11 protein-coding genes and 1 other annotated feature are annotated in these 14,670 nt (G+C 48.2%); all 11 genes read right to left on the reverse strand.

What is annotated here, in order from left to right:
* Positions 1-64: 64 nt before the first annotated feature.
* Entirely contained in the window at positions 65-2,731 is a 2,667-nt protein-coding gene (locus AB4111_RS22555) for a valine--tRNA ligase (protein ID WP_442033313.1), read from the reverse strand.
* A gap of 67 nt (positions 2,732-2,798) precedes the next feature.
* Positions 2,799-3,080: a binding site (T-box leader), on the reverse strand.
* Positions 3,081-3,235: 155 nt separating this feature from the next.
* A complete protein-coding gene (locus AB4111_RS22560; protein WP_442033314.1) occupies positions 3,236-4,768 on the reverse strand; it encodes a LysM peptidoglycan-binding domain-containing protein in 1,533 nt (510 codons plus the stop codon).
* Between the two features lie 367 nt (positions 4,769-5,135).
* Entirely contained in the window at positions 5,136-6,041 is a 906-nt protein-coding gene (locus AB4111_RS22565) for an RluA family pseudouridine synthase (RefSeq protein WP_442033315.1), read from the reverse strand.
* Positions 6,038-7,342 carry a glutamate-1-semialdehyde 2,1-aminomutase gene (hemL, locus tag AB4111_RS22570; RefSeq protein WP_074096251.1) on the reverse strand — a complete coding sequence of 435 codons (1,305 nt, stop codon included), beginning with the start codon at positions 7,340-7,342 and terminating at the stop codon, positions 6,038-6,040. The genes AB4111_RS22565 and hemL overlap by 4 nt, the downstream gene beginning before the upstream one ends.
* Before the next feature lie 26 nt (positions 7,343-7,368).
* Positions 7,369-8,370, reverse strand: a complete 1,002-nt coding sequence (gene hemB, locus AB4111_RS22575) for a porphobilinogen synthase (protein WP_442033316.1) — start codon at positions 8,368-8,370, stop codon at positions 7,369-7,371.
* Between the two features lie 101 nt (positions 8,371-8,471).
* Positions 8,472-10,034, reverse strand: coding sequence for a uroporphyrinogen-III C-methyltransferase (cobA, locus tag AB4111_RS22580; protein ID WP_442033317.1), 1,563 nt, complete (start codon positions 10,032-10,034; stop codon positions 8,472-8,474).
* Between the two features lie 4 nt (positions 10,035-10,038).
* Positions 10,039-10,995, reverse strand: coding sequence for a hydroxymethylbilane synthase (hemC, locus tag AB4111_RS22585; protein WP_253440311.1), 957 nt, complete (start codon positions 10,993-10,995; stop codon positions 10,039-10,041).
* A gap of 2 nt (positions 10,996-10,997) precedes the next feature.
* Positions 10,998-11,648, reverse strand: coding sequence for a precorrin-2 dehydrogenase/sirohydrochlorin ferrochelatase family protein (locus AB4111_RS22590; RefSeq protein WP_442033318.1), 651 nt, complete (start codon positions 11,646-11,648; stop codon positions 10,998-11,000).
* A 5-nt stretch (positions 11,649-11,653) separates the two neighbouring features.
* Positions 11,654-12,481: a cytochrome c biogenesis protein CcsA gene (locus AB4111_RS22595; protein ID WP_442033494.1), complete on the reverse strand. Its 828-nt coding sequence runs from the start codon at positions 12,479-12,481 to the stop codon at positions 11,654-11,656.
* Positions 12,482-12,495: 14 nt separating this feature from the next.
* Complete coding sequence (gene hemA / locus AB4111_RS22600; RefSeq protein WP_036605893.1) at positions 12,496-13,881, reverse strand: glutamyl-tRNA reductase; 1,386 nt, start codon at positions 13,879-13,881, stop codon at positions 12,496-12,498.
* A 343-nt stretch (positions 13,882-14,224) separates the two neighbouring features.
* A complete protein-coding gene (speD, locus tag AB4111_RS22605) occupies positions 14,225-14,626 on the reverse strand; it encodes an adenosylmethionine decarboxylase (RefSeq protein WP_253440316.1) in 402 nt (133 codons plus the stop codon).
* Between the last annotated feature and the right edge of the window lie 44 nt (positions 14,627-14,670).

The following is a 14,670-nucleotide window of genomic DNA, read 5'->3' on the forward strand; positions in this document are numbered from 1 at the left end:
GTCCCGAGTTTGAGTGAAAAAAGCGGCCGGATGGCATAATGGCTCTCCATCCGACCCAAATATATTAACCTTTCAGTTCCTTGATTCGTGCAATCACTTTATCCCGTTTATCGGAATAGTCTGCTTGCTTGGCGCGCTCTTCCTCAATAACCTTGGCAGGCGCTTTGGCAACAAAGCCTTGATTCGACAGCTTTTTCTCCACACGGAGTACTTCGCCCTCAAGGTTCTGTAACTCTTTCTCCAGGCGAGCCACTTCCTGTTCGATATCAATAAGACCAGCCAGCGGCAAGTATAGTTCTGCCCCTGTGATGATTGCAGTCATCGCCTTATCCGGGGAGCTTAGATCCAGCCCACTATCGAACTCGGACGTGTTACAGAAACGTTTGATGTAATGACTGTTACGTTCGATGATGCTGGACGCTTCAGGGCTATTTGCTTTTACCATCAATTCGATTTTTTTGCTCATAGGCACGTTCACTTCTGCACGAATGTTCCGAACTGCACGAATGGTATCCATGAGCAGGTTCATCTCGGCAACAGCCTCTGGGTTCTCAAAAGCAGGATCATATACCGGCCATGCTGCCAACGTAATCGTCTCACCTTCATGCGGCAGGTGCTGCCAGATCTCTTCGGAGATGTATGGCATAAACGGATGAATCAGGCGCATGGTCTGATCCAGCACATAAGCCAGCACGGATTGTGTTTTCTTCTTGGCAACCGGATCTTCCCCATAGAAGGACAGTTTAGCAAACTCAATGTACCAGTCACACAGGTCATCCCAGATAAAGTTATACAGCACACGACCCGTTTCCCCAAATTCATACGCTTCGATTAGACGCGTAATATCGCGGGAAGTTTCGTTCAGACGGTGCAAAATCCAATAATCCGCTGTACCAAGCTCTCCGCTGATGTCGCGATCCTCATAGGTGAATCCTTCCAGATTCATCAATGCAAAGCGCGAAGCATTCCAGATCTTGTTGGCAAAATTACGAGCCTGCTCCACCCGTTCCCAACGGAAACGGAGATCCTGCCCTGGCGTGCTGCTGGTTGAGATCATGTAACGCATTGCATCCGCGCCATATTTCTCAATCACATCCAGCGGATCTACACCGTTGCCCAGTGATTTGGACATTTTGCGTCCATCTGCATCACGAACAAGACCATGCATCAGCACATCCTTGAACGGAATCTCATCCGTGAATTCCAGTGCAGTGAAAATCATACGTGCAACCCAGAAATATATGATGTCATACCCTGTCACAAGTACACTTGTCGGATAATAACGTTTCAGGTCTTCCGTATCTTCCGGCCAGCCTAGTGTGGAGAATGGCCATAAGCCGGAGCTAAACCAAGTATCGAGTACATCGTCATCCTGTCTGAGCTTGCGTCCAGCATTTTCTGGCAGCGTAGTCGGATCTTCAGCAGATACGATGATTTCACCCGTTTCCTCATCATACCAAGCAGGAATACGATGTCCCCACCACAGTTGACGGGAAATACACCAGTCACGAACGTTCTCGATCCAGTTCAGATAGGTTTTCTCGAAACGGTCTGGAACAAAATTAACCCCTTCGCCGCTCTGTTGTTTCTTGATCGCTCTCTCTGCAAGTGGCTTCATCTCAACAAACCACTGGGTAGACAGATACGGTTCAACAACAGCGCCGGTACGTTCACTGTGTCCAACCTGATGCGTGTGATCCTCGATGTTGATCAATACACCTTGCTCTTTCATATCAGCAACAATCTGCTTGCGGCATTCACTGCGATCCAGTCCCTGATACTTACCAGCTTCTGCATTCATTGTGCCGCTCTCATCCATTACCGTAATCTGAGGCAGATCATGACGAAGACCTACTTCAAAGTCATTCGGATCATGCGCAGGCGTGATTTTAACTGCACCACTTCCAAACTCTTTATCCACATAATCATCAGCGATAATTGGAATTTCTCGTCCAATGATAGGCAGTACAAGTACTTTACCAATCATATCTACATAGCGCTCATCCTTCGGATGAACAGCGACTGCTGTATCACCCAGCATCGTTTCAGGACGCGTTGTTGCCACGGTAACGTAGCCACTTCCATCTTTGAGCGGGTAACGCAGATGGTACAAGTGACCCTGAACTTCTTTATATTCAACCTCAATGTCGGACAGAGCTGTCCGGTTCACCGGGTCCCAGTTAATAATGCGTTTGCCTCGGTAAATAAGGCCTTTTTCATACAGTTGAACAAATACTTTGCGAACCGCTTGGGACAGACCTTCATCCAGCGTAAAACGTTCACGTGAGTAGTCAAGTGACAAACCCATTTTGCCCCATTGCTGACGAATGGTCGTGGCATATTGATCTTTCCAATCCCATACTTTCTCCAGAAACTTCTCGCGTCCCAGATCATAACGGGTCAGACCTTCTTCACGCAGCTTCTGCTCCACTTTGGTTTGGGTAGCAATACCTGCATGGTCGGAACCTGGAAGCCACAGTGCATCATAACCCTGCATACGTTTGGTGCGGATCAGAATATCCTGTAATGTAAAGTCGAGCGCATGCCCGATGTGCAGCATCCCGGTCACATTTGGGGGTGGAATTACAATCGTATACGGCTCGGCATCTTTACGTTGACCGGCTTTGAAATATCCGCGCTCCATCCAGGTGGAGTACCATTTGTCCTCTGCCGCTTTAGGATCGTAAGTGGTCGGCATTTCTGTTGCAGCTGATTTTTTTTCCTCAGACATGTGTCCATTCCTCCGTTACTTCATCTTCATCATCTTCGCCAAAAAAACAAAAAAAACCTTTCATCCATCAAAGGACGAAAGGTTAGCTTTCGCGGTACCACCTTTGTTTCACGCCGACAGCAAGATAGACTTCACCCTCTGTACATGACGTGACACTTCAAGCAGATAACGGCTGCTACCGGCCCATCCTACCTCAGAAATAAATGACGATACATCTCATTCATCCCTTGTATTCAAACAGGCAACTCCCGGGCGACTTCGATCAGTTGGTTCCTGCGGAATCTCACAGCGTTGCGATTCCACTCTCTGAAAGGTCATACTGTCTACTACTCCCGTTCCACGTTGTTCTTCAAAAAACCTACACACATCATACCTTGCTCGTGCGCGATAGTCAACCTGACAACAGCGGATAAAGTGCGCTGGAATGCAGGTTTAGGGCAAATCATGCAAAAACCCGCAATCCTCAAGGGGATCACGGGTCGTAACGAAGGCTTTAACTACGGATTAAGGGATGTACAATATCTGACCTTCTTCCACAACTTGTTCAGATAATCGGTTATACAACTGAAGTTCCCTTGTGCTCAATTGGTATCGATCTGCAATGGCATCCAGTGTGTCTTCCCGCTGGACGATACACAGTTTCACCTTACGGAATGGCGTCTGGTCCACGATCGTTCCCAGGAACAGATTCTTCCATTCCACATCCTCTGGTGCATACGTTTCTTCCTGTATCACACCAGATGGAACCTCTTCGCCTCTCTCCACTTCAACTTCGCGTGCTGATCTGCCAGAGGATAACAAGGAAGAGATACCCACACCCTCCTCTTGTCGTGGTGCAGATTCCTTTTTGCTGCCAAAAGCAACCTTCATCTCCGGCTTGTCTTCCGTCTCAGCCACAGGTTCAGGAACAAATGCTTCGTTCTGCACAAACTCATCTACCCCAGTCGCTTCAAAAGACGGACGTTCTTCCTCTGCGTTGCCTGCTTCGGACGAACCGAATACACCTTGCCAGTTCTCCGCCTGTGGTTCAACCGGAACATCAACTGCCTGATTCTCCTGCTGAGGTACAGATCTCGCTGATTCGAAATGCCATACATCCGGTGCGTCCGGTACATCTGGTGCTGCAAACTCATTAGATGATTGAGCAGTAGGCTCTGGGACTCCTTGATCTGAATTTCTAGGCTCCTCAGGCAATGCATCCCCAGAAGGCTCGGACCACGCTAAAGACTCTTCTTCCAGAGGCAGCACTGGTTCCGACTCAGGGTAAGAAGCTAACCGATCAGCGGTCTCAGCCATAAATGACGAGATCGGAGAAGGTTCGCTGTATTGCTCATGGGATGCCAATTCATCTCCATTCTCTGTCAGAGATGCGGGATCTTCGTCTGTATCAGGTTGTCTGTTTTCGTTAGCATACTCCGCACTTTGCTCCTCAGATTGAAGTGACTCGGCCGATGATAAGTTCGCATATTCCTGATGATATTCCGGGGCACCATATGCAAGTTCTGCTGCATTCGCAAGTCTCTCTTCCTCACTCCGCTGGAGCAGATACTCTTGTGCAAATGTGTTGGGGTCGCTACCTGTCTGTTCTGCTTCATCGGAATTGTTGGATTGCTGAGCATCCGGTGAGTGGACTACCGTAAATTCATCTGCTGACCACACTTGTGGCTCTTCAACAGGAAAGCCCTCGATGCCTCGCAGCGACAACACGCCAGTAATATTCAGACTACGATTGGATAACAGATCCACGTCAAAATTTTCGATCTCGATGGAAATATCCTCAATCGATCTGACCCGGTTCAGCGGCACTGTGATCTCCACGGGAATGAAATGTTTGAGCTCCTCAGAAGCCTCATTTTCTCCTCTGTACGCACCTGTTAATAAAAGATGCCCTCTCAAGGTGGCATGATCATCCTGCCCTATGACTTGAATGCGCGGGTATAGTTCAATTTCCTCCAATTCCTCAATCGCAGGGACTCCCTCAGACAAATGAACGCGCTCATAAATATCGAACCGCAAACCATAAGGTTGATTCAACAAAGGTGGCGTCCTCCTTTCGGCATATGTTCACCATGATCCTTCTCATGGGACTGATCCATGGTCCAAATCCTTCGTTACCCCATCTATATGCCTTGAATGAGATGAGCATGCCACCTTTTGAAAAACCTTGCTATATATGTTCAACTCAGGGTTATTTACACTGTCACTCCAATGACAGAACAACCTTCTGATCAACTGTTATCCCCAGATTTTTTCATTCCTCTTTATAAAAGAGAAAATCCGGGGATAGCTTATGCTTCCAAAGCAGCTTTCTTTCAGAAAGCTTTTAGGCGAACGCGTTGCTTCTTCTGGTTGTTTCTGTCCTTTCCGTTTTCGTGTAAATAGTTAGTCGAACTTAAATAGTGTATTAGTAAGCCACCTCACGCTCTGCCAATTGTGTAAAATCGGACGGCCAAGGGTCATTCACTTCAATCATGGCTCCAGTTAACGGGTGGTTAAACTTCAGCACTTCTCCGTGAAGCGCCTGCCGACCAATGGCATCCGCTTTTCCTCCATACAACTCATCACCGATGAGCGGATGTCCCGCGTAACTCAGATGTACACGAATTTGGTGTGTTCGTCCTGTATCCAGCTTCAATCGTACAAGGGTTGCTCGTTCCCACACTTCGACGATCTCCACATGAGTAACAGCTTCTTGACCACCTTCCGAGACACGTCTGCGCTGTTTGTGATGTCTGTCTTTGCCAATTGGAGCATCAATTTTGTGCAGTTCACGGGATAGTTGCCCCCCTGCAATGGCTACATAATGGCGATCAATCTCTTTGTGACGCATCGCTTCATCCAGTTTGGCGAGGGCAAAAGCATTTTTGGCATACAGGACAGGTCCGGTTGTATCCTCATCCAGTCGATGAACATGGCGTACGCTCGCCTGTATTCCGTTCATCTCATAATAGGAGGCAACCACATGATCCAGCGTGATGGCCTGATCAGCCCGGCTTCCATCCGGATGCAGTTTCATGCCTGCCGGTTTGTGCATAACCAGACAGAAATCATCCTCATACAAGACCTCGACCTCAGCCCAGCGTGGCTCAACATCGATTGGCTGGGACGCAAAAAGGGCCAGCCGAAGCCGGTCCCCTGCGAGTTGTATTCCACGGTTTGCTTTAAGCTGACGTAACAATTTCTCTGGAAACTGAAGCTCAGACAATAGCCATTGCTCAGCAGCCATCTGTTTGTCCGTGCTGCCTGTTACGGCTTTGCCTGGCATCAGCTCAAGCCATTCCCCGCGGCGTTTCCAACTTTTGATCGTCATAGCGATTGAAGAGCTTTACGATTCGCCTCGATCGTATCGTCAATATCCTGCTCCGTGTGCACACCAGAGACAAACATGCCTTCGTATTGCGAAGGCGCAACACTCACACCTTGATCAATCATGGCCGCAAAATAACGACGGAATTGATCCAGATTGCTTTCTTTGGCAATATCATAATTGGTTACTGGAACGGCACTGAAGAATGGACAAACCATGGAACCCACACGGTTAATGGTTATCGCGACACCCGTCTCAGCTGCATTTTTCTCGAATCCTGCTTGCAAACGTGCAGACAGTGTCTCCAGACGGTCATAGACCTCTGGTGTTAACAATTTGAGCGTGGTATACCCTGCGGCCATAGCCAGCGGATTTCCGCTTAGTGTACCTGCTTGATAGATCGGTCCCGTAGGGGCAATCTGTTCCATCAGATCCCGGCGACCACCATAAGCACCAACCGGGAGTCCGCCACCGATAACTTTCCCCAGACAAGTCAGGTCAGGTGTAACCCCATACCGTCCCTGGGCACAGTTCAACCCTACACGGAAACCGGTCATGACTTCGTCAAAAATAAGCAGGCTGCCATATTGCGTCGTCAAACTGCGCAAGCCTTCAAGGAAACCGGAAGCCGGAGGTACAACCCCCATGTTACCCGCCACAGGTTCCACAATAACAGCGGCCAGTTCTTCACCATAACGTTCAAAAGCAAGCGTCACGGACTCTAGATCGTTATAAGGTACCGTAATGGTATTCACAGCTACGCCTTCAGGCACACCTGGGCTATCTGGCAGCCCCAGCGTTGCAACACCTGAACCAGCCTTGATCAGCAAGCTGTCCGCATGTCCATGATATGATCCTTCAAACTTCAGAATTTTACTGCGTCCGGTTACCCCGCGTGCCAGTCGAATGGCACTCATGGTTGCTTCCGTACCGGAATTAACCATCCGCACGATATCGATGGAAGGTACACGCTCACAGACCAGTTTCGCCATCTCGGTCTCCAGCAAGGTAGGTGCACCAAAGCTTGTTCCTTTAAGGGCTGTCTCACGCAAAGCTTCTACAACGTCAGGGTGTGCATGTCCCATGATAAGCGGACCCCACGATCCTACATAGTCAATAAAAACATTGCCATCAATATCGTAGATTTTGGACCCTTCGCCGCGCTCCGCATAGATCGGAGTAAGTCCCACCGATTTGAATGCGCGCACAGGGCTGTTCACCCCCCCGGGTATGTACTGCTTAGCTTCCTCAAACGCGCTGCGTGAGCGCTCATCATTACGACGATTACCTTGTTGTGCAGTCATGAGTATCCTCCTTAATGTAATTTATTTTATTTCTCAGCCAACCAGCGAGAAGCGTCTTTTCCGTAGTAGGTAATGATCATATCTGCACCTGCGCGTTTCATGCTGAGCAGGATTTCCATGGCTACTTTTTTCTCATCGATCCAGCCTTGAATCGCCGCCGCCTTAACCATGGCATACTCGCCACTTACATTATAGGCAACAAGCGGAAGATCAAATTGATCCTTGATGGTGCGCATAACATCCAGATAGGAAAGGGATGGTTTAACCATCAACATGTCCGCTCCTTCCAGCACATCCGTTTCGGCTTCACGCAAAGCTTCACGTGCATTGGCCGGGTCCATCTGATACGACTTGCGGTCCCCAAATTGTGGCGTTGAATCTGCTGCCTCGCGGAAAGGACCATAGAAAGCCGACGCATATTTGACAGAGTAGGACATGATCGGAATGTGACTGAATCCATTTTCATCCAGCCCGGCACGGATCGCTTGTACAAATCCATCCATCATGTTGGATGGCGCAATAATGTCCGCTCCTGCTTTGGCTTGGGACACTGCCGTTTGCACGAGCAGATCAAGTGATTCGTCATTTAACACATCACCGCAGATGTGACCGTCAATCTCCACGGTGTGTACCATACCGCAGTGACCGTGATCCGTAAATTCACACAGACAAGTATCTGCAACAACCAGCAGCTCTGGATACCACGATTTGATTAATCTCGTCGCTTCCTGCACAATGCCATCTTCAGCGAAACCAGATGAACCCACACTGTCTTTGGTCTCCGGAATACCGAACAATAACACGGCTGGAATTCCCAACTCGGCAATTTCTGTTACTTCTTCCTGAAGACGATCCAGCGAGAAGCGGAATACCCCAGGCATGGATTTGATTTCGGATTTGACATTTTCTCCATACGTTACATAAATCGGTTGAATAAAATCATCCACGGTTAGATGGGTCTCTCTGACCATATTGCGAATAGCTGTGGATTGGCGTAAACGGCGATGCCGTACAATTGGAAAACTCATACGTGTAAAACCTCCCTGAAAGTGTAATAGAGCAAAAAGGGAAGCGCGCTGGTATCCTATCGAATTCAGCACGCTTCATATGTCAACATATTACATGTGTATTAATTCCGAAGAACGCCTTCCTTGGTGCTTGTCCGTTTCCAGTCGCATAGAACTGTGATCAAGCTATCCATCGTAGCTTCCTCTGCCATGAGAGTAACCTTTAGTCCAGCGGCTTCTGCGGTCTTCGCTGTAACCGGTCCGATACATGCAACCTCCACATCTTTCAATAAAGGCAGTGGATCTTGCAACCCCATACGTTTCAACATACTCATGAAGTTGGTAACCGTCGATGAACTTGTAAAGGTCACTGCATGAATACCGCCTTCTTCAAGCAGCTTGAGCAGTTCATCATCATCTTCACCCGCGAGGATCGTATCATAGATGATGGCTTCGGTGACTTGAAGCCCCCGTTCTCTCAGCTGGTCACGTAACCACGTACGTGCAAGATCACCGTGCGGAAGCAGTACTTTCTGACCTTCCTTCAATTCACTTTCAAAAGCCTCAAGCATGCCTTCGGCCTGGAAAGGACCTTTGACAACCTCTGCAACGATACCATGTTTGCGCAAAGCATCTGCTGTGGAAGGTCCTACGGCAGCAATTCTTGCTTGATGAATCGAGCGAATATCCTTGCCTTCCTGTTCCAGGTGGCGGAAGAAAAACTCCACGCCGTTCACACTTGTGAAAAACACCCAGTCATAGGTATTTAAAGCACTGAAGGCTTCTTTGACACTTTGCTGCGCAGATTCACTGGAAGGCATGACCGTCTCAATGACCGGAAACTCATACGGTTCGCCGCCAAGTTCCTCAATGCGATTCACCAGTTCACTCGCCTGACTGCGAGCACGGGTCACCAGAATTCGTTTGCCAAACAGCGGCAGCGCCTCTGCCCATTTCAACTGTTCCCGTTGATTCACGACATCCCCCACCACAATAACAGCAGGCGGTTGGAAATTGGCTGCGATCACTTTTGCTTCTATATCTTCAAGGGTACCTGTAATGGTATCCTGTTCCGCTCGTGTTCCCCAACGAATCAGAGCTACTGGTGTTTGCGCTGGACGACCATGACGAATCAACTGTTCGCTGATATAGCCAATTTTGGCAACACCCATCATAAATACAAGTGTGCCCGTTGCATTCGTCACTTTATCCCAATGGATGCTGCGATCGAGCTTGTCCGGACTTTCATGCCCCGTAATAATAGAGATAGAGGACGCATAGTCACGGTGTGTCACGGGAATTCCGGCATACGCAGGTACACTTATCGCAGCTGTTACCCCAGGCACGATCTCAAACGGAATCCCATTTTTGTGCAGCAAATCCGCCTCTTCGCCCACGCGTCCAAAGATAGTCGGATCGCCACCCTTAAGCCGAACCACAACCTTGCCTTCCAGGGCCAGATCAACCAACAGTTGATTGATCTCTTCCTGTTTCATCGTATGCCGATCCGGGCGCTTACCCACGTAAATCTTGACTGCGCCGGGTTTCATTTGTTTCAACAATCTCGGACTTGCCAAACGATCATAGACTACAGCATCGGCTTTACCGATGGATTCCCACCCTTTTACCGTAATCAGCTTTGCATCCCCAGGACCTGCCCCTACCAAAAAGACCTTTCCCACCATGTCTTCATCCCCTAACTTCTGCCAGTATCTGCTCTGCTCCCCGTTCAATCAATCTCCAAGCCACTTCTTCTCCCAGACGAACCGGGTCTTTGCCAGTCAGAGCTTCCTTAAGAATCAGTCCACCATCCGGTGTACCGACCATACCTGTTAATTGTAACGTGTTTTCGCCATTCAGGGAATCTGCATCTTGCTGAGGCAGCCATACCGCATGAGCACCAATCGGAACCTGACAGCCCCCATTCAATACACTGAGAAAACGGCGTTCCGCCTGCACAGGAAATGCTGTCTCGGGATCATTATACAGCTGCAACAAGTGCAACAGTTCTTCATCGTCTTCACGACATTCGATACCAAGCGCACCCTGGCCCACAGCCGGAAGGCAAGCCGTTTCGGTCAAGTACTCGGTAATCCGGTCTTCCCAGCCCATCCGGTACAACCCTGCAGCAGCCAGAATAATCGCATCTAGGCCTTCGGTCTCCAGCTTCCGCAGGCGGGAATCGATATTGCCGCGAAGCGATTCCAATTGCAAATCTGGACGATATGCTTTCAATTGACTGGACCGGCGCAGACTGCTTGTCCCAACTCTTGCGCCTTCTGGCAGTTGATCCAGCGTAAGTCCACCATTGGAAATCAGCGCATCCCTTGGATCTGCACGGCGGGGAACAGCGCCATTGATTAATCCTTCGGGTAACTCGGAGGGCATATCCTTCATGCTATGCACAGCCATATCAATGGTACGATCAAGCATCGCCTGTTCAATCTCTTTGACAAACAACCCTTTGCCTCCCACTTTTGACAACGTTACATCCAGAATGAGATCTCCCTTTGTAACAATCTTATGTACTTCAAAGTCAAAAGCTAATCCTTCCCGCTCACAAATGTCGCGTAAATCCTGAATAACATGGCCTGTCTGGGTTAGCGCAAGCGCGCTCTGTCTACTTCCAACTTTAATTGTACGCATATCTATACTTCCTCCTGATTACGGGATATCCAGTCCCCGATTTCTTCTTCGGTCCACCACCGGAAATGGCCTGTACGAATATCTTCTAATATGTGCATTTCAGTTAACTGCCGAAGCAACGTACTTCTGAGACTAGAAGAAGATACGCGTGACTTCACTTCGGTCCTCATCTGGTGCAAAAACTCAAGGTACGTCTCATACTCATCACCGAACTGTCGTTCGAGTGTGGCACGTATCTCAGCAGCTGCTGCCGGCCCCGCTCCTGCTGTGGATATCGCTATGCTTAATCTTCCACGCCTGACCACGCTTGGCGTAATAAAGCTGCTGTGCTCCGAAGACATCGCGTCATTCACCAATATGCCCGCATCCTCAGCCTCCCGAACCACAGTTGAATTGACCTCTGACCGATCAGTCGCTGCATATACGAGAAAGGCCCCCCGCAAATCTCCATTGCGGTAGGACCGGTCTATCCATTGAATTCGGGATTCATGATGCAGTTGTTTTAATACGGGAGTAAGCTCCGGACTAATGACTGTAATCAGTGCCTCGGCATGCAGCAACCCCTTAATTTTACGCTCGGCAACACGTCCACCACCAACCACGCAGCACTTCTTGCCTGAAGTATTCACAAATATTGGCGTGTAACGCTCCATCCCCTTCACTCTCCCGTCCAACGATGAAACGCTGAATACGCATTGGATAAAAAACTCACAATGACCAATCCGTATCCGATCAGTGTCCATCTTGCCATGATCATCGTAGAGAATTGTTTCCTTCTCTTGAATACGAAGTAACCAACGTAGATGGCTATAGCAAGACCTGTAGCAATAACTTTGAGATCCAAGAGCAAGATCCATCGTCTTTCCGCCACAATGGATAATACGGCAAGCATTACAGAAACACCCAGGAGCGGTGTTCCAATCAACGTAGCACCATCCATATACTTACCGATCACTTCCAGGCTCGGCAGCCGTCGCATCGTATCATTCCACTTTTTTTTCTTCAACTTATGGTGCAAGAACAGATATAACAAGGCAAATACCGTAGCAACAGTTAACGCCGCAAAACCAAGATTCGCCAAGGTGATATGCATGATGAGTAATCCATGTACCGTTTGCCAGCTATGCAGTGATATCTCTCCGGCCGTAAACCACAGTCGGTTTAATACCGTAACGGAAAAACCTACAACATTCAGCAACAAAATCACAAATTCGGAACGCTGGATACGAGTCATGACGAGAGACATCAACACAATACTGAATGAAAATATAAACAAAAAATCAAAGGTGGTGTAGATGGGAAAATGGCCTTCAGTCCACATGCGCAAAATGACATGCGTTACCTGCAGTCCCCCAACAACGACAAGAAACCCTGTGCCTGTCCGCTTCGCCCCCGCATTGCGTCGAATGCAGTCCGAGAAATAGAACAGTAGGCTCAGGGCATACATATAGATTAGAGCTTCATAGACTTGTTCAGCAAGGGTCAAGCTGCCCACCCGCCTTATACGCCTGCCGGAGCATAAGCCGGCACGGGGTCTTGCCGGTTTTCGTTAAGGTGAGCGGCTGGTTTTGCCAAAGCTGTGGCATCACTCTGACTCACTTTTTCAGCAGCCATCTCTACTGCATCTTCCAGAGCGAAAATCTGAGTAAACATGCGCAGAGCTTCGTCACCTTGCTTCGTGCCTGCCATTTCCTTAATCCGATTAATCGGATCTGTCGTCATTTGATTCACAATACTCTTGGTCAAACGACGAATGACTTTACGCTGATGTTCATCGAGCTCAGGCAGTTTATTAAACAGGCTATCCATCGTTTCTTCATGAATGGAGACACCTTTTTCCTGCAAAGCGCGAATAACGGGACGAACACCCAACGTTTTGAGCCAGTGGTAATAATCTTCCATCTCAAGCTCAATCATTCTCTCAATTTTGGCAGCTTCCACCTTACGCATCTCCAGGTTGCTCTCCACGATTCCTTCCAGATCATCAATGTCATAGAGAAATACGTTGGATAATTCCCCAATCGCCGGATCAATATCGCGCGGAACCGCAATATCAATCAGGAACAATGGACGAGATTGACGACGCTTCATGCTCTCCCGTACCACTGCCGCATCCATGACATAACGTTCAGCTCCAGTGGAACTAATCACAATGTCAACTTCATTAAGTCGATCTAATGCTTGTTCCATTGTACAAGGTGTTCCCCGAAATTTGGCTGCCAATTCTTCGGCTCTTGCGAGCGTACGATTCGCCACGATGACTTCGGATGCCCCGTTGGCATAAAGATGTTTTACGGTTAGTTCACTCATCTTGCCGGCACCCAATATGAGCACCTTCTTGTCTGTGAACATGCCAAAGATCCTCTTACCGAGTTCAACAGCAGCATAACTGACAGATACGGCGCTCTCCCCAATGGAAGTCTCCGAATGTGCCCGTTTGCCCAGCGTAACTGCCTGTTTGAACAGCATATTAAACCAGGTACCTGTTGATTTCTCTTCCTGCGCTTTAAGAAAAGCCTGTTTCACCTGTCCGAGAATCTGAGTCTCACCAATGACCATGGAATCCAGTCCGCAGATCACACGGAACAAATGGCGCATGGCTTGGTCATCTTCATATATATATAAGTGTTGCGTAAATTCTTCCCGTGGTACATTAAACCATTGTTCCATGAATGTTCGAATAAAATAACCACACATGTGAAGACGGTCCACCACAACATACAACTCGGTACGGTTACATGTGGCTACGATTACACCTTCCAATACACTCTTGGTCAGCTTGAGCTGCTGCAGCGCTTCAGACAAGTCCTTTTCTGCAAATGTGAATCGTTCCCTAACCTCTACAGGCGCCGTGCGATAATTCAAACCAACGACAACGATGTGCATTGCAAGTTCACCTGCCTAATAAATTTCCAATCAAAGTGCTTACTGCATATGTCTATCCATTTATGATTGACATGGTTAATTATATCACACATCATAGCCTTGACCGGGTCATTTTTATGAAATGTTTATGAAATCACCATGTTCATCATCATATGCACTGTCATTTATTGTAGTGTCTCACCAAAGTTCACCGTTATGCGTTAAAAAGTGTCGATTATGAATATTCATAATGATATGGACATTTAAAACAAATAGCCATGGAATGATTCCATGGCTATTAAAGTTTGGGAGGTTATGCGTCCATCCCGATATGTGAACATTGTGTATGCAATATACTTTTTATTTAAACCCGTTCTGTCTGGTTGTTCATCTCTGGTGTTTCAACTTGCAATTCGCCCAATCCACGTATCAGCTTCTTTGCATACGTTTTTTCAGGCTTTAATACGGATACCAGGTAGTCAATGGCCAGCTGTGGGTCAACGGTATCCCCACAAGTGTAACAATCAATCGCTGCAAAACCTCTCTCAGGATACGTATGAATGGAGAGATGGCTCTCAGACAAGAGTACAAGTACGGTCGCTCCCTGTGGGTCAAACTGCTTGGACTGCACCGACATTACTGTCGCACCACATGCCTCCGCTGCTTCAACCATTTGGGCTTGCAAGTACTCCGCATTGTTCAGTAGATTAAAGTCGACACCCCAAGTATCAACAGCAACGTGTCTTCCGAAAGTTGAATATTCCACCCTTCGGTTCCCCCTTCCTAGGAATAAAATGTTTGAAAAATTTC

The sequence above is a fragment of the Paenibacillus sp. 2KB_22 genome, assembly GCF_052115745.1.
In the GTDB taxonomy this organism is placed as follows: Bacteria; Bacillota; Bacilli; order Paenibacillales; family Paenibacillaceae; genus Paenibacillus.

Bases quoted from the DNA above. Each gene is read 5' to 3' on its own strand.
- cobA (WP_442033317.1), bottom strand. From the start codon at position 10,034: ATGGTGGGAAAGGTCTTTTTGGTAGGGGCAGGTCCTGGGGATGCAAAG.
- AB4111_RS22590 (WP_442033318.1), bottom strand. From the start codon at position 11,648: ATGGAGCGTTACACGCCAATATTTGTGAATACTTCAGGCAAGAAGTGC.
- AB4111_RS22565 (WP_442033315.1), bottom strand. From the start codon at position 6,041: ATGACGATCAAAAGTTGGAAACGCCGCGGGGAATGGCTTGAGCTGATG.
- hemC (WP_253440311.1), bottom strand. From the start codon at position 10,995: ATGCGTACAATTAAAGTTGGAAGTAGACAGAGCGCGCTTGCGCTAACC.
- hemL (WP_074096251.1), bottom strand. From the start codon at position 7,342: ATGACTGCACAACAAGGTAATCGTCGTAATGATGAGCGCTCACGCAGC.
- hemA (WP_036605893.1), bottom strand. From the start codon at position 13,881: ATGCACATCGTTGTCGTTGGTTTGAATTATCGCACGGCGCCTGTAGAG.
- hemB (WP_442033316.1), bottom strand. From the start codon at position 8,370: ATGAGTTTTCCAATTGTACGGCATCGCCGTTTACGCCAATCCACAGCT.
- AB4111_RS22555 (WP_442033313.1), bottom strand. From the start codon at position 2,731: ATGTCTGAGGAAAAAAAATCAGCTGCAACAGAAATGCCGACCACTTAC.